16 protein-coding genes are annotated in these 24,345 nt (G+C 71.4%); 9 read left to right on the forward strand and 7 right to left on the reverse strand.

Annotated elements, in window-relative coordinates; genetic code table 11:
• Positions 1-993 precede the first annotated feature (993 nt).
• The 3 genes from boxB to H537_RS0129370 all read left to right on the forward strand — a co-directional run bounded on the left by boxB (position 994) and on the right by H537_RS0129370 (position 4,486).
• Complete coding sequence (gene boxB / locus H537_RS0129360; protein ID WP_051243549.1) at positions 994-2,481, forward strand: benzoyl-CoA 2,3-epoxidase subunit BoxB; 1,488 nt, start codon at positions 994-996, stop codon at positions 2,479-2,481.
• A 257-nt stretch (positions 2,482-2,738) separates the two neighbouring features.
• Positions 2,739-3,272 (forward strand): host attachment protein, encoded by a 534-nt coding sequence (locus tag H537_RS0129365; RefSeq protein WP_029000716.1) that lies wholly within the window; start codon positions 2,739-2,741, stop codon positions 3,270-3,272.
• A gap of 233 nt (positions 3,273-3,505) precedes the next feature.
• Positions 3,506-4,486 (forward strand): NYN domain-containing protein, encoded by a 981-nt coding sequence (locus tag H537_RS0129370; RefSeq protein WP_029000717.1) that lies wholly within the window; start codon positions 3,506-3,508, stop codon positions 4,484-4,486.
• A gap of 49 nt (positions 4,487-4,535) precedes the next feature.
• Here the strand turns inward: H537_RS0129370 and H537_RS0129375 are convergent, their stop codons facing one another.
• Both H537_RS0129375 and H537_RS49840 read right to left on the reverse strand, forming a co-directional pair.
• The gene (locus H537_RS0129375) at positions 4,536-5,750 is read right to left on the reverse strand and encodes an MFS transporter (RefSeq protein ID WP_029000718.1); all 1,215 of its coding nucleotides are present in this window, start codon (positions 5,748-5,750) and stop codon (positions 4,536-4,538) included.
• A 64-nt stretch (positions 5,751-5,814) separates the two neighbouring features.
• A complete protein-coding gene (locus H537_RS49840; protein WP_156902001.1) occupies positions 5,815-8,931 on the reverse strand; it encodes a PAS domain-containing protein in 3,117 nt (1,038 codons plus the stop codon).
• A gap of 305 nt (positions 8,932-9,236) precedes the next feature.
• Between H537_RS49840 and H537_RS0129385 the strand changes: the two genes are divergently transcribed.
• Both H537_RS0129385 and H537_RS0129390 read left to right on the forward strand, forming a co-directional pair.
• Positions 9,237-10,250 carry a GGDEF domain-containing protein gene (locus H537_RS0129385; RefSeq protein ID WP_029000719.1) on the forward strand — a complete coding sequence of 338 codons (1,014 nt, stop codon included), beginning with the start codon at positions 9,237-9,239 and terminating at the stop codon, positions 10,248-10,250.
• Positions 10,251-10,304: 54 nt separating this feature from the next.
• Entirely contained in the window at positions 10,305-11,642 is a 1,338-nt protein-coding gene (locus H537_RS0129390) for a ferredoxin reductase family protein (RefSeq protein ID WP_029000720.1), read from the forward strand.
• Positions 11,643-11,654: 12 nt separating this feature from the next.
• On the opposite strand, the gene H537_RS49845 is transcribed toward H537_RS0129390, so the two are convergent.
• Positions 11,655-14,360, reverse strand: coding sequence for a PAS domain-containing hybrid sensor histidine kinase/response regulator (locus H537_RS49845; RefSeq protein ID WP_051243555.1), 2,706 nt, complete (start codon positions 14,358-14,360; stop codon positions 11,655-11,657).
• A 149-nt stretch (positions 14,361-14,509) separates the two neighbouring features.
• Between H537_RS49845 and H537_RS0129400 the strand changes: the two genes are divergently transcribed.
• Together H537_RS0129400 and H537_RS0129405 are read left to right on the forward strand one after the other, a co-directional pair.
• Positions 14,510-15,457 (forward strand): pseudouridine-5'-phosphate glycosidase, encoded by a 948-nt coding sequence (locus tag H537_RS0129400; RefSeq protein WP_029000721.1) that lies wholly within the window; start codon positions 14,510-14,512, stop codon positions 15,455-15,457.
• 112 nt (positions 15,458-15,569) lie between these two features.
• Positions 15,570-16,340, forward strand: a complete 771-nt coding sequence (locus tag H537_RS0129405; RefSeq protein ID WP_043460589.1) for a gamma-glutamyl-gamma-aminobutyrate hydrolase family protein — start codon at positions 15,570-15,572, stop codon at positions 16,338-16,340.
• 33 nt (positions 16,341-16,373) lie between these two features.
• Here the strand turns inward: H537_RS0129405 and H537_RS0129410 are convergent, their stop codons facing one another.
• On the reverse strand, positions 16,374-18,749 hold the full coding sequence (locus H537_RS0129410) for a DUF6351 family protein (RefSeq protein WP_051243557.1): 2,376 nt from the start codon (positions 18,747-18,749) through the stop codon (positions 16,374-16,376).
• Between the two features lie 171 nt (positions 18,750-18,920).
• Between H537_RS0129410 and H537_RS0129415 the strand changes: the two genes are divergently transcribed.
• Positions 18,921-20,663 (forward strand): FAD-dependent oxidoreductase, encoded by a 1,743-nt coding sequence (locus H537_RS0129415; RefSeq protein WP_043460666.1) that lies wholly within the window; start codon positions 18,921-18,923, stop codon positions 20,661-20,663.
• Between the two features lie 241 nt (positions 20,664-20,904).
• Here the strand turns inward: H537_RS0129415 and H537_RS0129420 are convergent, their stop codons facing one another.
• The 3 genes from H537_RS0129420 to rarD all read right to left on the reverse strand — a co-directional run bounded on the left by H537_RS0129420 (position 20,905) and on the right by rarD (position 23,852).
• The gene (locus tag H537_RS0129420) at positions 20,905-21,999 is read right to left on the reverse strand and encodes a hypothetical protein (protein WP_156902002.1); all 1,095 of its coding nucleotides are present in this window, start codon (positions 21,997-21,999) and stop codon (positions 20,905-20,907) included.
• Between the two features lie 206 nt (positions 22,000-22,205).
• Entirely contained in the window at positions 22,206-22,805 is a 600-nt protein-coding gene (gene wrbA, locus H537_RS0129425; RefSeq protein WP_029000726.1) for an NAD(P)H:quinone oxidoreductase, read from the reverse strand.
• A 162-nt stretch (positions 22,806-22,967) separates the two neighbouring features.
• Complete coding sequence (rarD, locus tag H537_RS0129430; protein ID WP_029000727.1) at positions 22,968-23,852, reverse strand: EamA family transporter RarD; 885 nt, start codon at positions 23,850-23,852, stop codon at positions 22,968-22,970.
• 84 nt (positions 23,853-23,936) lie between these two features.
• Between rarD and H537_RS0129435 the strand changes: the two genes are divergently transcribed.
• A complete protein-coding gene (locus tag H537_RS0129435; RefSeq protein WP_084151026.1) occupies positions 23,937-24,326 on the forward strand; it encodes a c-type cytochrome in 390 nt (129 codons plus the stop codon).
• Positions 24,327-24,345 lie beyond the last annotated feature (19 nt).

A 24,345-nucleotide genomic window follows, 5' to 3' on the forward strand; every position in this document is an offset into this window, starting at 1 on the left:
CCCACGACTGGGCACGTTCCGATGCGTTACTCACCCGTTCGCCACTCGCCACCAGGATTGCTCCCGTGCTGCCGTTCGACTTGCATGTGTAAGGCATGCCGCCAGCGTTCAATCTGAGCCAGGATCAAACTCTTCAGTTCGATCTTGAATATTACTGCTCAAAGGAAATTGAAGAAAACTTCAACTTCTGCATCGAGCGTTCGAGGCTCCGAAGAACCTCAGGTCTTGCGACCCTGAGACACCTCAGTCACCGTTGCGAACGCCCACGCTTATCGGCTGTATGTTTTTAAAGAGCTTCGACCTTTGGTTCAAACTGCGCCGCAGCAACCTGCTTCGCGTTTCGCTGTGTCGTTCAGCGAAGAATCGAATTCTGACATAAGGGTAAACCCTAGTCAACTGCCGGGGTATTTTGCGATCGTCTTGCGACAGATTTGCAGCAACTTTGCCGGCTTCGCTCTGAACGCCACGCCAATTCCACGCGCAGCCTCTGGATCAACCCGCCAGCAACCTTGGCCGAGCTGCCGGCCTCTATTGAGACCGACCGCACCGAATTCAAGACTTCGGGGGTCAAAAACTCGCTTGTTTTTCGCGCCACCGGCTTCTGGGCCGGTTTTGCAAACTCAAGCTCGTTTGCGAGGGATCGAAGTATACGCACTCACGGGGGAGTGTGCAAGCGCGGGATGGACAAATTTCTACAGGCGTCCGGGTGGCGGCCTGTCCCACGCACACCGCAGCGTCCCAGTGGCAAACCGTTGGACACCGAAGCCAGCAGTCAGCTCACCACTTGGCTTACGTCAAGCCACGGCCGCCAATATGCATTTTAGTGCAGTACAAAACACTGCACTCAGCAACGGCGCCGGCAAGACCAGCCCCGTTGCCCCATAGGAAACGCTGATACAGATCAAAGAGCATTGCCACATACGCAGAATACTTCATGTCGCCGAGAGAACATGCACTGTTCTGCCTGGCACACCACTACACCGGAGACGTCCCATGAGCACCGACACCCTGGTCGAAACCCCCGAGTCCGTCCGCAGCGACGCCTTCGTGGAGGTGAACTACACCGACCTCATCCCGAACAACGTCGACCTGGCCTCGGACCGGCAGCTGCAGCGCGCGCTGGAGGCGTGGCAGCCCAACTACGTCGACTGGTGGAAGGAGATGGGGCCCGAGGGCTTCCAGGAGGCCGACGTCTACCTGCGCACCGCCGTGGGCGTGGACCCGGCCGGCTGGGCCAAGTTCGGCTACGTGAAGATGCCCGAGTACCGCTGGGGCATCCTGCTCGCGCCCAAGGTGGAGGGCCGCACCATCCCCTGCGGACGCCACAAGGGCCAGCCCGCCTGGCAGGAAGTGCCGGGCGAGTACCGCTCGCTGCTGCGCCGCCTCATCGTCGTGCAGGCCGACACCGAGCCCGCCTCCGTGGAGCAGCAGCGCTACCTGGGCGCCACGGCGCCGTCCCTCTACGACATGCGCAACCTGTTCCAGGTCAACGTCGAGGAGGGGCGCCACCTGTGGGCCATGGTGTATTTGCTGGTGAAGCACTTCGGCCGCGACGGCCGCGACGAGGCGCAGGCGCTGCTGGAGCGCCGCAGCGGGCAGCAGGACAACCCGCGCATCCTGGGCGCCTTCAACGAGAAGACGCCGGATTGGCTGTCCTTCTTCATGTTCACCTACTTCACCGACCGCGACGGAAAGATGCAGCTCGCCGCGCTGGCCGAGAGCGGCTTCGACCCGCTTTCGCGCAGCTGCCGCTTCATGCTCACCGAGGAGGCGCACCACCTCTTCGTCGGCGAGACCGGCGTGGGCCGCACCATCGAGGCCACCTGCGCCGCGATGAAGAAGGCCGGCATCACCGACCCGTACGACACCGAGGCCATCCGCCAGCTCGGCGTGGTGGACCTGCCGCTGCTGCAGCGCAAGGCCAACTTCCACATGTCGGTGACGCGCGACCTGTTCGGCTCGGAAATCTCCAGCAACGCCGCCGAGGCGTTCAGCGCCGGGCTCAAGGGCCGCTTCAACGAAACGCAGATCGGCGACGACCACCAGCTGCAGGACGCCACCTACCCGGTGATGCGCGTGGTGGACGGCGAGATCGTCACCGAGCAGGTCCCTGCGCTGCGCGCCATCAACAGCCGGCTGCTCGACGACTACATCGCGGACTGCCAGGGCGGCATCGACCGCTGGAACAAGATCATCGAGAAGGCCGGCATCGACTTCCGCCTCGCGCAGCCGCACAAGGGCTTCAACCGCCGCATCGGCGAGTTCGCCGGCCAGCCCGTCAGCCCCGCCGGCGAGGTGATCGGTGCGGAGATGTGGGCCGCGCAGAAGGACGAGTGGCTGCCCAATGCCGAGGACCTGCAGTTCATCGCCTCGCTGATGTTGCCCCGCCACGCCGCCGGCGAGTACGCCAGCTGGATCGCCCCGCCGCGGCTGGGCATCAACAAGCAGCCGGTGGACTACGAGTACGTGAAGATCGCCTGAGGCCGGGGCTGTGCCAGGCAGGGGGCGGCGCGCCCCCTGGCGCAGCTTGTGCCAGGGATGCTCCATCCCGGCACAGGTTGAACCGCAGCCACGTGCACGCCGTGCCGTGGACTGCAGCAACGAATGCAAAGGCGCTACCCGCGCAGGGACGGCGCGCGGGGAGGCAGAAGCGTCCCAGCCGGTGGAAGTAAGGGCGCACCCACGGTTGAAAGGCTGGCAAGCGCCTTGCACATACCGATCAGGATGGTGAAACCACGATGAATACCGACCTGATCCTGATTGCCAACGCCAGCGAGGCCCGGCTGCTGACGCGCTCGGCCGAGGACGCCGACTTGGTGGTGCTCGACACCGTGCTGCGCACCGCGAACCTGCCCCCGGCCGAACCCCGCCGCCCCCGGATGAACCGGGTCGTCTTCGAGGAAGGCGAGCTGCGCGTGGAGCGCGCGCCCGCCGGGCCGCTGGACCCGCTGCGCCGGCGCATGCGCCAGTTCGCCGCCGTGGTGGCGCGCCGCTTCGAGCGCGAGCTGTCCGAGCACCGCTTCGACCGCGTGGTGCTGTGCGCCGCCTGCCCCTTCCTCAGCGAGCTCATGCGCCAGCTCAGCCCGGCGCTCAAGAAGACGCTGCGGGCGGTGGTCGATGCCGACCTCGCCGACCTGGCACTGCCCGACGCCACGCGCCGCATCGAGCAGGCGCTCGACAGCGCGGACGAAGCCTCGCGGCGGGGCGAGGCGCCGCACCGCCATGCCGGGCCGCCGCGCGGTGCGGCGCGGATGCTGGCTGCGGCGGCCTGAAGCGCCTGCGGCGCATCCCGTACGACTGCGTCGTCCGGCTGCCGCAGCCGCCGCCCGAAACCGGGCGGCGGCCACGCACGCCCCTGCGCCAAGGACCGCCACAGCAAAATTTGCGACATGGCGGCTGCGCCTCCTCGCGGTACTTGGCGCACAATGCGCCTCCCGGTCGCAGCCCCAACCCCAAGGGCGCGGGTTCTTTAAAACCCTTCACCGTTTTCCAATTAACTTTCTTCATGTTTCCGAACCATCAGAAACTCTCGCGCATCGGCATCTTCTACGACGGAAACTATTTCCGCCGTGTCAGCAACTTCTACTCCAATTCGCACCCACGCCGCGCCAGGATCAGTATCGAGGGCCTGCACAATTTCATCCGGTCCCGCGTGGCCCGCGAAGAAGAAACCGACATTAAGTTCACGCAGATCGTTGACGCCCATTATTTCAAGGGCCGATTCAAGGCCCGCGAGGCGGAGGAGCGCGACATCCTGTACCAGGAGCGCTCCTTCGAGGACGTGCTGATGTACGAGGGCGTCACCACCCACTTCCTGCCCAAGGGCCGCGACGGCGAGAAGGGCATCGACGTCTGGCTGGCGCTGGAAGCCTTCGAGATGGCGATCTACAAGCGCTTCGACGTGCTGGCGCTGATCGCGGCCGACGGCGACTTCCTGCCGCTGGTGCGCAAGCTCAACACCCTGGGCACGCGCGTGATGGTGCTGGGCTGGGATTTCTCCTTCACCGACAACAACGGCATCCTGCGCGAAACCCGCACCTCGCAGATGCTGCTCAACGAGGTCACCTACCCGGTGCGCATGGACGAGGTCATCGACGATCCGGCCCATGAAAACAGCCCGCTCGTGAACGCCCTGTTCCACCGCCCGGAATATCGGCCCGCGCCGACTTTCTCGCCCGCGTTCACGCCGGCTTTCTCGCCCATTCCCACGCCCGCGCCCGCGCCGGTGGCCAGCGCCGCGCCTGCAGTGCAGCCGGAGATTGGTTCCATCCAGTACGGCCGTATTGCCAATCTCAAAGAAACCTACGGCTTCATCACACCCGATGCCGGCGGGGACAATATCTTCTTCCCCTTCAGCTCGCTGCCGCCGGGCGACGCGCAGAAGCTGCGCCAGGGCATGCGCGTGTCCTTCGAGTACACCCTGGGCGACCGCGGGCCGATCGCGCCCAAGGTCTGGATCCTGGTGAACCAGGACCAGCCGGTGTAAGCCGTCCGCAGGCCGGGCGGCGCAAGCCTGGCCTGCCGTGGCGCGGCGCTCACAGCCGCCGCGCCAGGCGCCACGCCAGCACCAGCCCCGCCGAAGCCAGCGCGCCGGTGGCGGCCCAGGTCCAGTGCCAGCCGCCTACCCGGGTCGCCAGCCAGGACACCAGCGGCGGCCCGGCGAACTGGCCCAGCGCCGACCACTGCTGCACCCAGCCCACCGTGGTGGAGACGGCCTGCTCGCCGGGTGCCAGCCGCACCGCCAGCGAGAACAGGGCCGCCGGGATCACCCCGCCCACCATCGAGAACAGCAGCACCGCCACGTAGCGCAAGGTCGGCGGCAGGCCGGTGTCGGCGGGCCCGGCGAAGGCGGCCACGGCCGCCAGCGCCATCACCACGAAGCCCAGCACCAGCAGCCGCGTGGGCCCCACGCCGCGCTGCAGCGCCCGGCCCGAGGAGATGTTGCCGACCATGTTCACCGCCGCGACCAGCGCCGTGAGCACGCCGGCCAGCCCCGCCGGCACGCCGGAGTGCGCGTAGATCGCCGGCAGGAAGCCGATCACCGCCAGCCACTGGCTCGAATAGGCTGCGAAGGTCCCTGCCACCAGCCACGGCCCGGCGCTGCCGAGCGTGTGCCGCAGCCGGCCCCACAGCGCCTGCAAGCCGGCGGACGGCCCCGCCGGCGCCGCCGCCGGGACGGCCCGCGTGAGCGCCCAGGCCATCGCCGCCGAGGCCGCCGCCACCACGAGCCACCAGCCGCGCCAGCCCAGCGCGGCGATGAGCGGCGGCCCGCTCAGCAGCGCCAGCGCCGTGCCCAGCGGCATGTAGGTGCCCCACAGGCCCAGCACCGCGTTCACGCGCTGCGGCGGCACCAGCTGGCGCAGCAGCCCGGGCCCGGGCAGCACCGCCAGCAGGAATCCCAACCCTTCGACGGCCCGCAGCGCCAGCAGCGCCACGGCCCCGTCCACCAGCGCCCCCAGCGCGCTGGCCAGCGCCAGCAGGCCCAGCCCCAGCGCCATGCTGCGCCGCAGCCCCAGGCCGTCGGCCAGCGCGCCGAAGATGCAGCCCGCGGCCATGCCGGCCAGCTGCACCAGCGACAACAGGAAGCCCGCCTGCACCAGCGTCAGCCCCAGCGCCGACTGCAGCGCGGGAATCGCCGGCGGCAGCTTGCCCACGTGCAGCGCGGCGCACACGCCGGCCAGGAGCACGACGGTTTCGGGAGCGGGGCGGGCGCGGGATCGGACCGATGCGGGGGCGGGAGTGAGGCTCATCGGGCCATTGTGCAAAAGGCCTTTGGCGGGCCTTGGCGATGCCGGGCGCCGCTGGCCGGCGGGCTCAGCCGCGGCGCAGGGGCAGCGCCACACTGAAGACGCTGCCCTGGCCGGGCTCGCTGTGCAGCGACAGCGTGCCGCCCATCATGTCCACCAGGTGGCGCACGATGGACAGCCCCAGCCCCGTGCCGCCGAAGCGCCGCGTGATGGAGCCGTCGGCCTGCGTGAAGGGCTCGAAGATGCGTTGCTGCTGCGCCGGGTCGATGCCGATGCCGCTGTCCGCCACCTCCAGGCGCAGCAGCACGCAGGCGTCGTCGAGCGGCAGCGGGTGCACGCGCAGGGTGACGCTGCCCTGGGCGGTGAACTTCACCGCGTTGGACAGCAGGTTCAGCAACACCTGGCGCAGCCGCATCGGATCGCCCACCAGGCGCTCGGGCAACGGCGCCTGCACCTCGGCCGCCAGGGCCAGCGCCTTGGCGTCGGCCTGGGGCCGCACCAGCGCCAGCACCGTGTCCAGCAGCGCCTGCGGCTCGAATGGCACCGCCTCCAGCACCATCTCGCCGGACTCGATGCGCGAGAGGTCGAGCACGTCGCTCACCAGCGCCAGCAGCTGCTCGCCGGCGTCGTGGATGTGGCCCACGAAGCGGCCCACGTCCTGCGGCAGCTCGCGCCGCTGCAGCAGCTGGCTCAGCCCGATGACAGCGTTCAGCGGCGTGCGGAACTCGTGGCTCATGTGCGCCAGGAAGGCGCTCTTGGCCTGGCTGGCGGCCTCGGCTTGGCTGGTACGGCGGCGCAGCACCTCCTCCAGTGCCTTGCGCTCGTCGAGGATGCCTTCGAGCTCGGCCGTGCGCTGGCGCACCTGCTGCTCCAGCGTGGCGTTGAGCCCGGCCAGCGCCGCTTCGGCCGCCTTGCGCGCCGTGATGTCGATGGAGGCGCCGATGATGCCGATCACCCGCCCCTGGGCGTCGCGGAACGGCCCCTTCGTGGACAGCCACACCGCCGGCTCGCCGCCCGGGCGGTTCACCGTCTCCTCCACCTGCTCGGCCGCGCCGCTGTCCATGATGCGGCGGTCGTTGTCCATGACGGTCTCGGCCTGCGCCGGGTCGTCCAGGAACTCCCGGTCCGTCTTGCCAAGAAATAGCTCCGGCGGCTTGCCGATGAGCTCGGCCGCCCCGCGGTTGGCCACCAGCATGCGCCCCTCGCGGTCCTTGGCGTAGACCACGCCGGGCACCGCGTCGGCGAAGGCGCGCAGCAGCCGCGTCGCCTGGTCGCGCTCGGCCTCCAGCGCCCGGCGCCGTTCGACGTCCAGCAGCACGCCGGGGAAGCGCAGCGGCGTGCCGTCCGCGGCCAGCTCCACGCGGCCGTTGGCCTCGATCCAGCGGTAGACGCCGTCGCGCCCGCGCACGCGGTATTCGTGGCTGTAGGGGCCGCCCCGCACGATGGCCTCGGCCATGGCCACGCGCAGCTCGGGCAGGTCCTCGGGATGCACGGTCGCGACCACCTGCTCCATCGACAGCCCCGTGCGGCCGAGCACCGGGTCGATGCCAAAGCTCTGTGCGAAGCGCTCGTCCACCGTGATCGCTCCGCTGGGCAGGTCCCACATCCAGGTCCCGATGATGGCGCCGGCCGCCAGGGCCAGCTGCAGCCGCTCGGCGGCGGTGCGGGCTTCCTCGTTGCTGCGCTCCAGCGCGGCCTCGGCTTGGCGGGCCGCGGTCACGTCCGTCACGGCCTCCACCACCGACAGGGGCCGGCCCTGGCCGTCGCGGCGCAGCGCCTTGCGCACCGCGACCACCAGCTCGCGCCCGTCTCGGGTGGTGTGGCGCAGGTCCCCGGCCCAGCGGCCCTCGCGCTCCAGCGCCAGCTCCACCGCCTGCAGGGACTCCGGGAACACCGTGCGCAGCAGCGCCTGGGCGCTGCGGCCCACGGCCTCCTGCGCCGTCCAGCCGTAGAGCGCCTCGCAGCCCCGGGACCAGTAGCGGATGGTGCCGTCGGGGTCGCGGACGAAGGCCGCCGCCAGGTCCAGCGTGGCGCTGAGCTCCGCCAGGGAGCGGCTGCGGGCCTCGATCGCGGCCTCGGCCTGCGCCAGGCCCCGGCGCAGCTGCTCCAGCTCCCGGATGGCGGCCGGCGCCAGCGCGGCGGCCGACGCGCCGGTGCGGCCGTCCGCCAGCGCCAGGGCATGCCGGCCCAGCTCGCGCACCGGGCGCAGCACCTTGCGCGCGGCCAGCACGGCCAGCAGGCCGGCGAGCACCACCAGCGCCGCGCCGCCGGCGGCCAGTGCCAGCAGCGGGGCGCGCCAGGCCGCGGCGTGGCCGGACACGGGCTCGGCCACGAACACGCGCCACCCTTCGGCGGCGGGAATGCTCTGGAACGCGATCACGCGCTCCAGGCCGTCCAGCGTGCGGGCGCGGAACAGGCCCGCATCGCGCCCCGCGTACTGCGCCCGCACGCTGGCCGGCGCCTGCTGGCCGGAAAGCTGGTCATGCAGCGCGTCCGAGCGCGCCACCAGCACTTGGTGCGCGTCCGTGATGGAAGCGAAGCTTCCCGGCGGCAACGCATGGGTGGCCAGCAGCGCCCGCAGCCGCTCGGGGGCGAGCCGCACCGCCAGCACGTAGGGGACGCGCCCCTCCCGCACCACGGGCACGGCCACGCCGACAACCAGGCGGCCCGACACCGTGCCGCGCACGAGGGGGGTGACGAGCGGCTGGCGCGTGAGCACCGCGGGCCGGTAGTCGGCCGCCGGTACGAGGTTGACCGTGGCCCCCTGGGGCAGCGCCGTGTTGACCACCTGGCGCATCGTCGCGGCCTCGACCAGCAGCATCGAAGTGCCCAGTGCGTCGGCAACGCGGCGCGCCTGCGCGTCGAAGGCGGCCAGGTCGGCCTGCGGGCCGTCCAGGCTGCGCGAGGTGGCCAGCGCGGACGCCGCGCTGCGGTAGCCGGCGATCTCGCGGTCCACCGCCAGCGCCAGGGCGGCCGCCGTGTCGGCCAGCCGCGCCTCGGCGGCGGCCTGGCCCGCGCGCACGGCGCTCCACGTGGCGTAGCCGCCGATGCCCAGCGAGGGCAGCAGCACGGCCAGCAACAGTGCCAGCAGCAGCGTCTTGAGCCGCAGCCGCGGAACCGCCGGGGAAACCGCCCCGGCCAGGGACGCCATGGCGGAGTCCTGCCGTGCGTGGAGATCGCTCATGGAGCGTGATCATGCTCCAGGGCAAGTTATGCGCCGTGCGGAGCAAGCTTGCTGGGCAGTGTTCCGACTGGATTCCTCGTCAACGACGGGCCGGCGCCCTCACCCGCCCGGCCGGCGGCGGCTGCACGGGGCCGCAACGGGCCGGGATGGCGCGTGCAATATGCCGCGTTCCGTTCGCAGATGGCCCGCAGCCACCGCGTGGAGGCCGTGGCTGCATGCGGACAATCGGACGCGAGGTCCCTGAAGTACCCGATCCGATACCAATGGTGAATGCAACCGCAGGCTGAACACGCGATGGATGGGACATGCCTTCTCTGGTGAGCCGCCTGGCTGAGCTCACGCGCCACCGCGATCGCGAGCAGACCGACGCGATGCTGGCCGACACGCTGCTGCAGTTGCTGCAGCCGCAGATGCTGGCGCTGCACCGCTGCGTGGGCGAGCCGCCCCATGCCCGCTGGCTGACCTGCGTGAGCCGCGGCGACTGCGGTCCGCGCTTCCGGCGCCCGCCGGACTTCGAGCAGCTGCCCTTGCTGTCCAGCCGCCCCGACTGGCTGCAGTGCCTGACCGGCCGCGAACCCCTGGAGCTGCCGGGCACGCCCATGGTGACCCTGTTCCCGCTGCTGGCCAACGGGCAGGCCGTGGCGGTGCTGGAGCTGCACGGCCCGCCGCTGGCAGGCCAGATCACCGGCCGCACCGTGGAAGCGGTGCTGCAGCTCTACGGCAACTTCCTGGCGCTGCTGGACTACGGCGAGCGCGACGCGCTCACCGGGCTGCTCAACCGCAAGACCTTCGACGACGCGGTAATGCAGGCGCTGCTGCAGCCGCCCGGCCCGCCCGCCCGGCGCGGCGACCCGCGCAGCCCTGGCGCCGCGCTCCACTGGCTGGCGATCCTGGACATCGACCACTTCAAGCACGTCAACGACAGCTTCGGCCACCTCATCGGCGACGAGGTGCTGCTGCTGCTGGCGGGGATCATGCGGTCGTGCTTTCGCAGCGGCGACCGGCTCTTCCGCTTCGGCGGCGAGGAGTTCGTGGTGCTGCTGAACGCGCCCGACGAGAACGGCGCGAGCGCGGCGCTGCAACGGCTGCGCGCCGCGGTGGAGCGCTTCGAGTTTCCGCAGGTCGGCCGCGTCACGCTGAGCATCGGCTTCACGGTGCTGCGCGACACCGACACCCCTGCCGACGCCGTGGACCGCGCCGACCGCGCGCTCTACCAGGCCAAGTCCACCGGCCGCAACCGCGTGGTGGGCCCGACGGGCATGGCCCAGTCGGGCATGCCCGAGGAGCGCATGCACCGCGGCGAGGTGGACCTGTTCTGAGGCTGGCGCGGCGGGGCTCGCCACGCCGCCCGCGCGGCATGACACCCTGACGTGATGAACCGCATCAAAGTCTCACTGGCCGCCATCCTGGCGGTGCTGGCCGCGGCGTGGCTGCTGGCCGACTCGCTGTGGCCGCAACCCTTCGGCTACTTCCCGTTGCGCACCGTCTTCATGCAGCTCAGCGGCGTGATCGCCATCGGCGCGATGAGCGTGGCGATGCTGCTGGCCCTGCGGCCGAAGTGGCTGGAGCCGCACCTGGACGGGCTGGACAAGCTCTACCGCCTGCACAAGTGGCTGGGCATCACGGCGCTGGTGGCCTCGGTGCTGCACTGGTGGATGGGGCAAGGGACCAAATGGATGGTCGGCTGGGGCTGGCTGGTGCGCCCGCCGCGCGGTCCGCGCCCGGACCCGTCCCAGCTCGGCGCCATCGAGGGCTGGCTGCGCAGCCAGCGCGGCCTGGCGGAGCAGCTGGGCGAATGGGCCTTCTACGCCGCCGCGCTGCTGATGGTGCTGGCGCTGGTCAAGCGCTTCCCCTACCACCTGTTCCGCAAGACGCACAAGTGGCTGGCCGTGGCGTACCTGGTGTTCGCCTACCACGCGCTGGTGCTGGTGAAGTTCACGTACTGGCGCCAGCCGGTGGGCTGGCTGGTGGCGGCGCTGCTGCTGGGCGGCACCGTGGCCGCGGTGCTGGTGCTGGCCGGGCGCGTGGGGGCTGGGCGCAAGGTGGCGGGCGTCATCGACGCGCTGAGCTACCACCCGGCGCTGCGCGTGCTGGAGTCGCGCGTGGCGCTGCAGCCCGGCTGGCCGGGCCACGCGGCCGGGCAGTTCGCCTTCGCGACCTCCGACCCGCGCGAGGGCGCACACCCCTACACCATCGCCTCGGCCTGGGACCCGCAGGAGCGGCACATCACCTTCATCACCAAGGCGCTGGGCGACCACACCGGGCGGCTGCACGAGCGGCTGAAGGTGGGCATGCCGGTCACGGTGGAGGGCCCCTACGGCTGCTTCGATTTCGAGGACGCGTTGCCGCGGCAGGTCTGGATCGGCGCGGGCATCGGCATCACGCCCTTCGTCGCGCGCATGAAGCAGCTGGCGGCGCAAGGGCAGCGCGTGGAGATCGACCTGTTCCATCCCACGGTGGTGTACGAGCCGGCCGCCATCGAGAAGCTGCAGGCCGATGCGCGCGCCGCGGGCGTGCGGCTGCACGTGCTGGTGGACCAGCGCGACGGCCGCCTCGACGGCGAGCGCCTGCGCGCCGCGGTGCCGGAGTGGCGCGAGGCGAGCATGTGGTTCTGCGGCCCGCCCGCCTTCGGGCAGGCGCTGCGCAAGGATCTGCTGGCGCACGGGCTGCCGGCGCGGCGGTTCCACCAGGAGCTGTTCCAGATGCGGTGAGGAGCGCCGGCCTCACCGCCTGTCGCCCAGCAGCCCATCCAGCCGCCGCAGGAACTCCGACACGTCCAGCGGCTTGGTCCAGAAGTCCATGAAGCCCGCCGTGCGGGCGCGCCGCACGTTCTCGGGCATCGCGTCGGCGGACACGGCGATGCAGCGCAAGTGGCGGGTCGCGGCGTCGGCCTGCAGCTGCCGCAGCACCTCGTAGCCCGTCATGTCGGGCAGGTTCAGGTCGGTGAGCACCAGGTCGGGCTGCAGCTGGCGCGCCAGTGCCAGGCCGCTGTGGCCGTCCACGGCCTCGTGCAGCGTGCAGCCCGGGCGCAGTTCCAGGATGTGCCGCACCAGCAGCGCGTTCACCGGGTCGTCCTCGATGTAGAGCACCGTGGAATCGACGGCCGGCGCCTCGGCCGCCGGCGCGGCCGGCTCCAGCGACGGCGGCGCGGCGGCGGGCCGCGCGGTGTCGCCGGCCGCGGGCAGCTCCAGCGTGAACATGCTGCCGCCGCCTTCGCGCCGCGCCGCGTGCAGCTCGCCGTGCATGAGCTGCGCCAGTCCCCTGGCGATCACCAGCCCCAGGCCCGCGCCCTCGACGTCGGTGCGCTCGGCGCCGAGCCGGTTGAAGGGCTGGAACAGGTGCGCGAGCTGGTCGTCGCTGAGGCCGCGGCCGGAGTCCTCCACGTCGAGCTGCACCCGGCCGGGCGTGGTGCGCAAGGACAGCCGCACCCAGCCACCGCGCGCGTTGTACTTGACGGCGTTGGACACCAGGTTCAGCAGCACCTGGTGCAGGCGCAGCCGGTCGGCCCGCACGGCCGGCGCGTCGGCCGCCACCTCGTCGAGCAGCCGCACGCCGGCCGCCGCGGCCTGGGGCTCCACGCCGTGGAGGCTGCGCCGCACCACTTCGTGCAGCGCCACCGGCTCCAGCGCGAGCGCCGTGCTGCCGGCCTCGATGCCGGCCAGGTCCAGGATCTCGTTGATCATCGCCAGCAGGTGCTCGCTGGCGCTGCGCACCTTGTGCAGCCGCTCGGCCTGCGTGCCGGCCAGCGGCGCCTCGGCGTCCATGGCCATCATCTGCGCGAAGCCCAGGATGGCGTTGAGCGGCGTGCGCAGCTCGTGGCTGATGCGGGCGAGGAAGCGGCTCTTGGCCTCGCTGGCCTGCTCCGCGGCCTGCCGCGCGGCGCGCTCGCGCTGCGCCTGCTCGCGCTCGGTGACGTCGCGGAAGTACACCGTGAGGCCGCCCTCCTCCGACGGGTAGGCCGTGACCTCGAACAGCCGGTCCAGCGGCTCGTAGCGCTGCTCGAAGCGCACCACGGTGCCGGTGGCCAGGGCATGCTCGTACTCGCGCTGGAAGCGCGAGCCCGCCGCCTCGGGAAAGGCCTCCCAGATGCTGCGGCCCAGCAGCTCCGCCCGCGGGCGTGACAGGTACGCCTCGGCCTGCCGGTTCATGTAGGTGAGGCGCCAGTGGGCATCGAGCGAGAAGATGCCGTCGGTGATGCTCTCCATCGTGGCGCCGAGCCGCCTGGCCAGGGCACGCGCCTCCTGCTCCAGCCGCTTGTTGTCGTCGATGTCGATGGAGGAGCCGTACCAGGCGATGGTGCCGGCCGCGTCGATCTCCACCGGCAGCGCGCGCACGAGGTGCCAGCGCCAGGCGCCGTCGGCGCGGCGCACGCGGTACTCGACCTCGAAAGCCTGCAGCGCGCCGCAGGCGCGGTCCCAGGCTTCCAGCAACGCCGGCCGGTCCTCCGGATGCACCAGGCCGAACCAGCCCTCGGGAAGCAGCTTGTCCATGGACTCGCCGGTGTAGCGCTCCAGCAGCGAGGAGATGTAGTCCAGCGTGCCGTCGCGCCGCGCGGTCCAGACGACGATGGGCATGGACTCGGCCAGCAGCCGCCACTTCTGCATCTGCACGTGCTGCTGCGTGTTGTCGCGGAAGTACACCGCCAGGCCCTCGTCGGTCGGATAGGCGGTGATGTCGTACCAGCGCTGCTGCGGCGGGTAGTGATAGTCCAGGCGGCGCGAGCTGCCGTCGGCGACGGCGGCACGGTAGGCGCGCTCCAGGTCGGAGCCGGCGACGGCCGGGAAGCTCTCCCACACCGTGCGCCCCAGCACTTCGGCCCGCGTGCGGCCGAGCAGCTGCTCGGCCGCGGCATTGAAGTGGAGGAAACGCCAGTCGCGGTCGAGCAGGTAGAAGGCGTCGCTCATGCGCTCGAAGGTGGCTTCCAGCTGACGCCCCACCCGGTGGGCCGCCTCCACCGCTTCGACGTGCTCGGTGATGTCCTGGAAGATGCCTTGCACCCGCACGATGTCCCCGGCCGCGTCGCGCATGGCGTTGCCGACGGAGCGCGTCCACATCACGTCGCCCTGGCGGCCGGAGAGCTGCAGCACCAGGTCGTAGGGCGTGCCGTCCCGGCAGCAGCGCGTGAAGGCCTCGGTGATGGTGCGCTGGTCCTTGGCCACGAACAGCGCGATCACCTGCTCGGGCAAGGGCGTCTCGTGCGGCTCGAAGCCCAGGATGCGCAGGTACTGCGCGTCGCCGTGCAGCGCCTGGCGGCGCAGGTCGAACTCCCAGGAGCCCAGGCGCCCGGTCTCGCAGGCCAGCCGCAGCCGCGCGCACTCCGCCTCCAGCGCTTGCACGCGGCGGCGCAGCGCCTCGGCCTCCGGTGCGGGCGGCGTGCCCGGCGGAGCCGGGGGGTACGGGTCCGGCGTGTGGCGGGTGTCGTCATTCATGCGTGTACCAACGTCGTCCGTACAGGACAGCCGTGGGATTGTGCGTCCGGCCGTGGAGCAGCCAACGCGCCCGCGCGCCGCGCTGCCGCGGCGGCCGGCCCGCGGCGCTGCGGCACACTGCGGCGCCCCGCAACGAGGACGTCTCAACGATGGACATGGACACCGCCCGCTCCTGGCTCAGCTACAGCCCGGCCGTCGCCGCCGCCCGCGCCGCCGGACGGCCGCTGGTGGCGCTGGAATCGACCATCGTGGCCCACGGCATGCCGTACCCGGACAACGTGCGCACGGCGCGCGAGGTGGAGGCGGTGGTGCGGGCCCAGGGCGCGGAGCCCGCGACCATCGCGCTGATGGACGGCCGCATCCGCATCGGCCTGGCGGACGAGGAACTGGAGCTGCTGGGCCGCTCCGGCCAGGCCCACAAGGTCAGCCGCCGCGACCTGCCGGCCGTGCTGGCCAGCGGCGAGCTGGGCGCGACCACGGTGTCGGCCACCATGATCTGCGCGCAGCTCGCGGGCATCGAGGTGTTCGTGACCGGCGGCATCGGCGGCGTGCACCGCGGCGCGGCGCGCAGCTTCGACATCTCGGCCGACCTGCAGGAGCTGGCGCGCACTTCGGTGGCGGTGGTGTGCGCCGGGGCCAAGTCGATCCTGGACATCGGCCTGACGCTGGAATACCTGGAGACGCACGGCGTGCCGGTGCTGGCCTGCGGGCAGGAGAACTTCGCCGCCTTCTACACGCGCGACAGCGGCTTCAGGGCCGACCGCCGCGTGGACGACCCGGCGGCGCAGGCGCGGCTGATCCGCACCAAGTGGGACCTGGGCCTGGCCGGCGGCGTGGTGCTGAGCGTGCCGGTGCCCGCGGACGCGGCCCTGGCGCGGGAGGAGATCGACGCGCTGATCGAACAGGCGCTGGCCGAGGCCGACGCGCAGGGCGTCACGGGCAAGGCGGTGACACCCTTCCTGCTGGCGCGCATCAAGGCGCTCACCGGCGGGCGCAGCCTGGCGGCCAACATCGCGCTGGTGAAGCACAACGCGGAGGTGGGGGCACGGCTTGCGGTGGCGCTGGCGCTGGCCGGGCACGGGGCGGGCGGGGCCTGATCGTTCGTCTTGCGGCGGGTCGGTGCGGCCCGCGCGCTGTCGGCGCCGTCCTACATCGCCTCGCGGCGGCGCTCCCTCGTGCGGCGACGGGCCCGGACGCAGCATCGTCCGCATGAGCACCCACAAACCCCTCGTGTGGCTGCCGGCCTGTCACCGCAACCTCGACCTGTCCGACCCGGGTGGCTACACGGTCCTGGCCGACCGCTACGCCGCGGCCGTTTGCGAGCTGGGGCTGCAGCCGGTGCTGTTCCCGATGGCCGGCGCCGGCGACATCCCGGAGCTGCTGCCGCTGGTGGACGGCGTGCTGCTGACGGGCTCGCCCTCGAACGTGGAGGCCACGCACTTCGGCGCGTCGGCGCTGGAGACGGACCTGCTCGATCCGCGCCGCGACCGGCTGACCATGGCGCTGGTGCCCTCCGCGCTGGCCGCCGGCACGCCGCTGTTCGGTGTCTGCCGCGGGCTGCAGGAGATGAACGTGGCGCTGGGCGGCAGCCTCTACCAGCAGGTGCATGCCGAGCCCGAGCACCTGGACCACCGCGAGCCGCAGGACGCGGACCTGGAGGCGCAGTTCGCCGAGCGGCACGAGGTGATCCTGGAGCCCGGCAGCGCCTTCGCGGACTGGGCCGGCGGCACGCGCGCGCGAGTGAACTCGCTGCACGGCCAGGGCATCAAGCGGCTGGGCCAGGGCATGGTGGCCGAGGCGCTGGCGCCGGACGGGCTGGTGGAGGGTGTGCGCGTAGCCACCGCCCGGGCCTTCGCCTACGGCGTGCAGTGGCACCCGGAGTGGCGCCACGCCCATATCCCCTTCTACCGGCGCACGCTGCAGGCCTTTGCCGACGCCTGCCGCGAGCACTGCCGCCAGCGCCTGGGGCCCTGCCGATGACGGACGCGCCGCCAGCCCCGTGACGGCCGCAGCTCAGGGTCGTGCCTGGTCCTTCTTGCTGAAGTCGCAAACCCCCTGCGGGAAGGTGCGCTTGAGCCTCGCGACCGCGGCGGCATCGGGTTTCCACGGCGCGTAGGTGCCGTCGGCCACCGCGGTGTCCACGCTCTTGAGCGCGCAGCGGAAGACGTCGTCCTCGAAGGGCGCGCCGGCCACGGTGCGCGAGGTGCCGAACAGCGGGAACGCGCGCGTGCAGGCGCCCGGAGGCTTGTCGTCAATCACGCCGTTCCAGACGTCGGGGCCCGCGAACATCAGGCGCCCGCGGGCGTCGAAGCAGCTGTCCACCGCGCGCGCCGGGCGGTTCTGCGCCACGGTCCGCTCCGGATGGGCGCGGATGTTGGCCATCCACTCGTCCATCACGTCCAGCGCCCGCAGGCCCTGGCTCACCCTCGGCACGCCGGGGCGCGTGTCGGTGATCCAGATCACCAGGTGCCCCGTCGTGCCCAGTTCCCGGAGCACGCGCTTGCGCACCCCGAAGCTCTGGCGCACGTCATGCATGTCGAGCTCGCGCTCCCGGTACTGGCGGTAGTCGATGGTCGGCAGCGCCATGCGGCCGTGGAACACCATGCCGGAGGTGTGCGCGGCGCGCATCGCAACCGGGTCGCCCACGGTGCGCGGCGCGGGCTTGTCGGCGGTCCAGCCCAGGCGCATGTTGCGCCGGCTCCACGGGTCGAACAGCGCCGGGTCGTCGTACACCATCGCCGCCGTGATCCCGTCCAGCACCGGGAAGCCTTCCTGCACCATCTCCTTGGGCTGCTTCCAGCCGCCGACCTTCCAGTTGAGGTCGAGGAACTCCCGCGGCGTGATCGCGCCCTGCTGGAGGCTGCGCAGGCCGTACTGCACGCCGACGTTGTCCCAGATGGTGCGCGGCTGGCCCGCCGCGTCGACGCCGAGGACGTTGCGCAGATCGTCGTAGAGGGTCCACTGCACCTTGTCCATGAGGCCTGGCGGCTCCATGAGCTCCTGCTTGGGCGTGCCGCCGAACAGCGGGTTCATGAGCCACGCCTGGCGGCCCCGCCAGGAGCGAGCGCATTCGGTGACGCCGGGGCTCATGCTGGCGCCGGCCAGGCCCAGGCGCGGCTTGAGCCGGCTCATCGGATCGGGCACGTCCTGCTCGCCGTTGAAGCCCACCAGCAGCGAGCGCGCCTTGGCCTGGGACCAGCGCGGGTTGTCGCGGTCGGTCAGGTCCATGTAGTGCTCCAGCAGCTCGCAGTCGCCAACGTGGATCAGCTGCGTGACCATGTCCGGATAGCTCTGCTCCGGCAGCAGCGCGTCCAGGATGCCGGGCTGGTTCTGCGCGAGGATGTACTGCTGCACCGCGCCGCCCGAGCCGCCGAAGCCCACCGTGTACAGCGGCCGGCCATAGCGCTCGATGAAGCGCTCCTTGACCATCAGCGCCGTCTCGGCGCCGAGCTGCAGGTTGTAGTGGGTGCGGGTGTTGTTGCCGCTGCTGGCCACGATGGCGTGGCCCTGCCTCAGCAGGTCCGGCTGCAGCGCGTCGTTGGGCATCCAGCCCTGGGTGTGGCCCAGTCCCACGCCGCCCTGGAAGAGGTACACCAGGCGCCCGTCCCACAGCCGGGTGTCCGGGCTGGCCGGGTTCTCGCCACGCGCCGCGAGCATCGCGAAGCTGTAGACGAAGCGGTTGATCGTGCCGCGCTCCTGGCGCACCACGAAGTCCACCTTGCGGCCGTCGGCCAGGGGGATGGTGCTCATGTCCGCGGGCCTGGGGCCCTTGGCCGGCAGCGGCCTCCAGCGGTTGCCCGTGGAGCGGTACCAGTACTGGGTGAAGGTCTCGATCGAGCAGTCCTTGCTGTAGCCAATCCTGTTGCCCTTCGCATCGAACACCGGGAAGCCCGGCGGCGCGGGGGCGTCGACCAGCGGCTCGCGCCGGACCTGGCTGACGGTGCAGACGAAGGGGTACTGCTTCGGACCGGAGAACATCGGTCCGGTGATCGGGTGGTTGACCAGCGTGAGCGACGCCAGCGCGGCTGTGCTGCCCGCCTGCCGCAGCACCAGCCGGTTCTGGCCGTTGGCCAGGCCGCTCACCACGCCTTCGAGGCGGTCGCCGTCGGTGGCGAAGCGCTGCGCGGTCTTCCTGCCGTTGATCCACAGCTCGATCTGGTCGTGCAGGGCCCGGGGCGCGCGCAGCTCGATGCGGGCATCGCCGCCCGAGACGTACTGCGCCGGACTGGACAGCACGCGCAGCCCGAAGAGGTTTTCGGCGAGGGCAGCGCCCGCCTCCCGCGGCGCCTGGGAGCCTTCGGCCACCGGTTCACCCGGCGAGCCCCCGCCACACGCTGCAACGATCAAGGGCAAGGTGGCCCAGGCCGCAAGCAATCTCGGGCGCGTCATGGCTCTCCTCCTTCCGTGGCTTCAGGGCGCCACCGCGCCTTGGGCTTTTGCAGCCGGGACATGGTCGGCAAGGGTTGTGCCCGTGTCCGGACCGCGCCGGCAGCCCTGACAAATGGCTACGCCAGGAGCACGGCGGCCTGCGGCACGATGCCTGCCCTGGAGGACGCTGCCATGACGGACCCCGCCGCCCCCGTGCCGCAAGCAGGCACCGACGCCCTGCCCGCCGACGACGCCGCCCCGAGCGAGTTGCTGTCGCGCCGGCACCAGATGTTCCCGCTGCTGACGCCGGCGGAGATCGCTCGCATCCGCCGCTTCGGCGAACCCTGCGCCTACGAGCCCGGCAGCCTGCTGCTGGAAGCCGGCCAGCCCGGCACCGGGCTGTTCGTGGTGCTGCAGGGCACGGTCGCCGTGGTGCAGCGCGACGGGCTGGGGCATGAAGTGCCGATCCTGACCATGGGGCCGGGCCAGTTCGTGGGCGAGGTGGGCTCGCTCACCGGCAGTCCGTCGCTGGTGGACGCGCGGGCGCTGCAGCCCGCGCAGGCGTTGCGGGTGCCGCCGGAGCAGCTGCGGGCGCTGATCATCGCGGAGGCCGACCTGGGCGAGCGGCTGGTGCGCGCACTGATCCTGCGCCGCGTGGGCCTGATCGAGTCCGGCGCCAGCGGGCCGGTGCTCATCGGCCGGCCGGATTCGGCCGACGTGCTGCGGCTGCAGAACTTCCTGCGCCGCAACGGCCATCCGCACCAGGTGCTGGATGCGCAGTCCGTCGACTGCGCGGCGGCGCTGATGGTGCAGTACGGCGCGGCGCCCGACGAGGCGCTGGTGGTGTGTCCGGACGGCTCGGTGCTGGTGAGCCCGGACGAGCAGGCCCTGGGGCGCTGCATCGGCATGGTGGACGAGGCCGATCTTGCCGGCCGCGTGGACGTGGCCATCGTCGGCGCCGGCCCGGCCGGGCTCGCCACCGCGGTGTACGCGGCCTCCGAGGGGCTGGACGTGGCGGTGCTGGACTGCCGCGCTTTCGGCGGCCAGGCCGGCGCCAGCGCGCGCATCGAGAACTACCTGGGCTTCCCCACCGGCATCTCCGGCCAGGCGCTGGCCGGGCGCGCCTTCGTGCAGGCCCAGAAGTTCGGCGCCCGCATGCTGATCCCAGCTCAGGCGACGCGGCTGGACTGCAAATGCACCGACGGCGGTGACGAGGGCGAGAACGCCGGGCTGGCCATCGAGCTGTCCGATGGGCGGCGGTTGCATGCGCGCAGCGTCGTTATCGCCAGCGGCGCGCGCTACCGGCGGCCGGGCATGCCGCGGCTTGAGGAGTTCGAGGGCCGGGGCATCTGGTACTGGGCCTCGCCGGTGGAGGCGCGCACCTGCGCACGGGCCGAGGTGGCGCTGGTGGGCGGCGGCAACTCCGCGGGCCAGGCGGCCGTGTACCTGTCGCAGCACGCGGCGCGGGTGTTCATGCTCGTGCGCGGCCCGGGGCTGGCGGCCAGCATGTCGCGCTACCTCATCGACCGCATCGAGGCGACGCCCAACATCGAGCTGCTGACGCAGACCGAGGTGGTGCAGCTGGACGGCGGCGAAGGCGGCCTGGAAGCCGTCACCTGGCGCGACCGCCGCAACGGGCAGGAGAGCACGCACGCGCTGCGGCACCTGTTCCTGTTCGTCGGCGCCGACCCCGAGACGGACTGGCTGCGCGACTGCGGCGTGGAGCTGGACGCCCAGGGCTTCGTGCGCACGGGCCCGGCCGTGGCGCAGCCCCACGAGGGCAGCGCGCCGGCGCCGCTGGAAACCAGCGTGCCGGGCGTGTTCGCGGTGGGTGACGTGCGCGCCGGCTCGGTCAAGCGCGTGGGGGCGGCCATCGGCGAGGGCGCCGCGGCGGTGGCGCAGATCCACCAGGCGCTGGCGGCGCTGAAAGGCTGATGGCGCGTCCGGCCTGAATATTGAATTGACGGGGTATTGCCTTTCCTGGCATGGCCAGCGGCCTATACCCCTGATTCCATTTCGTGATGGTCAGTGAATCAATTGCGTCATGCCGGCAGAGGCGGGCATTTACGCCGCCCGCAATGCCGCCCGGAGTTCGTGGACGCCCGCCTGCGCAGGTGTGACGGTATTTTTCACGTCGCCATCGAGAACCGGCACCAGACCCAAATATGGCAAGCCATCATTTGGGAATGAGCATGAACGCCTCAATGCTGTTGCGCCCATTCGGCAGCCCGAAGAAACCGGTGCCGACGATCACGCCGGCCTCGTTGATGGCATTGCCCTGCTCCAGCGCCTTCCAGCCGGCCGCGAGCACCTCGGGCCGTCCATCCAGGCTGAACGCCGTCTGGCCGGTGTTGAACCACATGAGGGCGCGGTTGCGCGGGTCGGCACCCTGGTCGAACTTGAACCCGACCACCTCGCGGCGGTTGTTGATGCCCAGGCCGACAGTGGGCTGGTCATTCGACAGCGGCATCAGCGTGTAGCGGTCGTCGGCGTAGATGAACGCCACCCGCCCGAACAGGAAGTTGGTGGCCGGGTACATGTAGCCGGTCACGTCGCCGCGCTCGTTCACGGCGGTGGGCACCACGCTCTCGTAGCCGGGCAGCGTCGGCATCAGCCGGGGCGCCCTGCCGCGGATCCAGCGCACGCCCTGCCGGACACCCACACCGTCGGCCACCACCTCGCGGAAGCCCACGATGTCGCCGCGCTCGTTGATGGCCGTGGCCCGTGCGCCGTAGCCGCCCCAGGTGCCCAGGTCGAACAGCCTGTCGCCCCACCACAGCACCGCGTGCGCGGCCCCGGGCGCGGCCTCGGAGAAGCCCACGATTTCCGAGCGGTCGTTGATGCTGGCCGCCTCGCTGTTGCCGCCGCCCAGCGAGGGCAGCGTGCGCAGCTGCTCGTGGCGCCATCGGAAGGCCTGCGTGGCGCTGCCCTCCCGGAACCAGCCCACGACCTCGACGCGGGCGTTGAGGCCCGTGGCCTCGCCGGGACCGTCGGTGTAGATCGGCTTGGGCGTTCGGCCGGGAACGAACAGGGCCGGGCGGTACGCCCCATCGATATCGAAACTCACCCAGCCGGCCGCTTGGCCATTGGCATTCACGGCCAGGGCTTCGCTGGAGCCGCCCTGGAATGTCCCCAGCCGCAGCACCTTATAGGTCGGGAATTTGAATGGCTTCTGGCTGGAAAATACCTGCCCAGTGGATTCATTGGCGGCCTGGACTGTTTTGACCAAGCCGCAGCTCGCCAATGAAAGCGTGAATAAACGCCGTTTCATGGAACCTCCTCGCCGACGGGACTCATTTCGCAAACGCGAAGTCCAGCGTAGCGAGGCGAAGCCGTCCTTTCACCCTTGAAACCTTGGACCGCCTGCTTTTCCCTTGATAAATCGCAATTTATCGAGATGAGCCCGGGCCGGCCGCAGGCTTCACGGCCTGCCGGCCTGCCGGCCTGCCGGCCTGCCGGCGGGCCGGGGGGCAGAGGTCAGCCGAACAGCTTGGCAGCCGTCTTGGCGACCAGCTCGCCCTGGAAGCGGGCGCCGTCGAGCTCGGTCTGCGAGGGTTGGCGCGAGCCGTCGCCGCCGGCGATGGTGGTGGCGCCGTAGGGTGCGCCGCCGACGACCTCGTCGAGCTTCATCTGGCCCTGGAAGCTGTAGGGCAGCCCCACCACCACCATGCCGAAGTGCAGCAGGTTGGTGATGACGGAGAACAGCGTCGTCTCCTGCCCCCCGTGCTGCGTGGCGGTGGAGGTGAAGGCCGCGCCCACCTTGCCGTTGAGCGCGCCGCGCGCCCACAGGCCGCCGGTCTGGTCCAGGAAGGCCGCCATCTGCGAGGACATGCGCCCGTAGCGCGTGGGGGTGCCCACGATGATGGCGTCGTACTGCTCCAGCTCGGCCACGGTGGCCACGGGCGCGTCCTGGTCCAGCTTGAAACCTGCCTTGCGGCCGACTTCCTCCGGCACCGTCTCGGGCACGCGCTTGACGTCCACCGTCGCGCCGGCGCCGCGCGCGCCTTCGGCCACGGCCTGCGCCATGCGCTCGATGTGTCCGTAAGTGGAGTAGTAGAGAACGAGAACCTTGGCCATCTGCAGCACTCCTTCAGAAAGAAACGCGGGCATTGCCGCCCGCGGGTGGTGGGCGCCGCCCCGGCGGGTACGGCGCCGCTGCAGTGTGGTGCGCCAGGCAAGCCCGTGCGCCGGGCGGTTTTTGACGCCTGCGTTCGAAGCCGTCGAATGCGCCGGCCGGGCTCAGGCTTGCGCCGCCACGCGCCGGCGCGTGACCCACAGGCTCTCCAAGCTGTAGAGCGCCAGCGCGGCCCAGATCAGCAGGAAGCCGGCCAGCCGCTCGGCCTGGAAGGGCTCGTGGAACACCCAGATGCCGATGGCCATCTGCAGCGTGGGCCCGATGTACTGCAGCAGCCCCAGCGTGGCCAGCGGGATGCGCCGCGCGCCGGCGGCGAACAGCAGCAGCGGCACGGCCGTTACCGGGCCGGCGGCCAGCAGCCAGCCCAGCGTGGAGGCATCGGCGTGCGCCAGCACGCTGTCGCCGTGCAGCGTCCACAGCAGCAGCGCCGGCACCGCCAGCGGCGCCAGCAGCAGCGTCTCCGCCGCCAGGCCTTCCAGCGCGCCCAGCGGCGCCGTCTTGCGCATCAGCCCGTACAGGCCGAAGCTGCCGGCCAGCAGCAGGGCGATCCACGGCAGCTGCCCGGCCTGCCACGTCAGCCAAGCCACGCCCAGCCCCGCGAGCGCGACGGCGCCCCACTGCGTCGGCCGCAGCCGCTCGTGCAGGAAGGCGAAGCCCAGCAGCACGTACACCAGAGGGTTGATGAAGTAACCAAGGCTGGCGTCGATGACGTGGCCGTGGTTGACGGCCCAGACGTAGACCAGCCAGTTGCCCGACAGCAGCAGCGCGCTGAGCAGCAGCAGCATCAGCTGCCGCGGCTGGCGCAGCACCGGCCACAGCGCGCCGAAACGCCGCATCGCGGCCAGCACCAGCAGCACGAACACCAGGGACCAGACGGTCCGGTGCAGCACGATCTCCATCGAGGAAACGGCCGCGACCTGGTGGAAATACAAGGGGAACAGGCCCCAGGCCACGTAGGCCAGGGCCGCTTGGACAACGCCGACATTCATTCAGGGGATTCTAGGCAGGGCATGCTGGTTAACCCGCAGCCAGGGCCATCGGCCCGGCCCGTGCCTTTCCACGCCGCCGTCCCCATGCCTTCAAGTGCCCTCCGTCCCCTGAGCCTCCTGTGCGCCCTGGCCCTGGCGGGTTGGTCCTGCGCCGCGCCGGCGGCGGGCAACGCGGACGCCGGCCAGCGCACCTTCAAGCGCTGCGCCTCCTGCCACCAGGTGGGGCCCAGCGCGCGCGGCGGCTTCGGCCCGCACCTCAACGCCCTGTTCGGCCGCCAGGCCGGCGCCACGCCGGACTTCAACTACTCCGCGGCGATGAAGGCCTCCGGCATCTTCTGGACCGAGTCCACCCTGCGCGCCTTCCTCAAGTCGCCCGACGCCACCGTGCCGGGCAACAAGATGCGCTTCTGGGGCCTGGGCGACGACGGCCAGATCGACGACCTGCTGGCCTACCTGCGGCGGTTCCAGCCCTGAGCCCTCCTCGCGGCGGCCG

The organism is Azohydromonas australica DSM 1124 (assembly GCF_000430725.1).
Classification (GTDB): Bacteria; Pseudomonadota; Gammaproteobacteria; order Burkholderiales; family Burkholderiaceae_C; genus Azohydromonas; species Azohydromonas australica.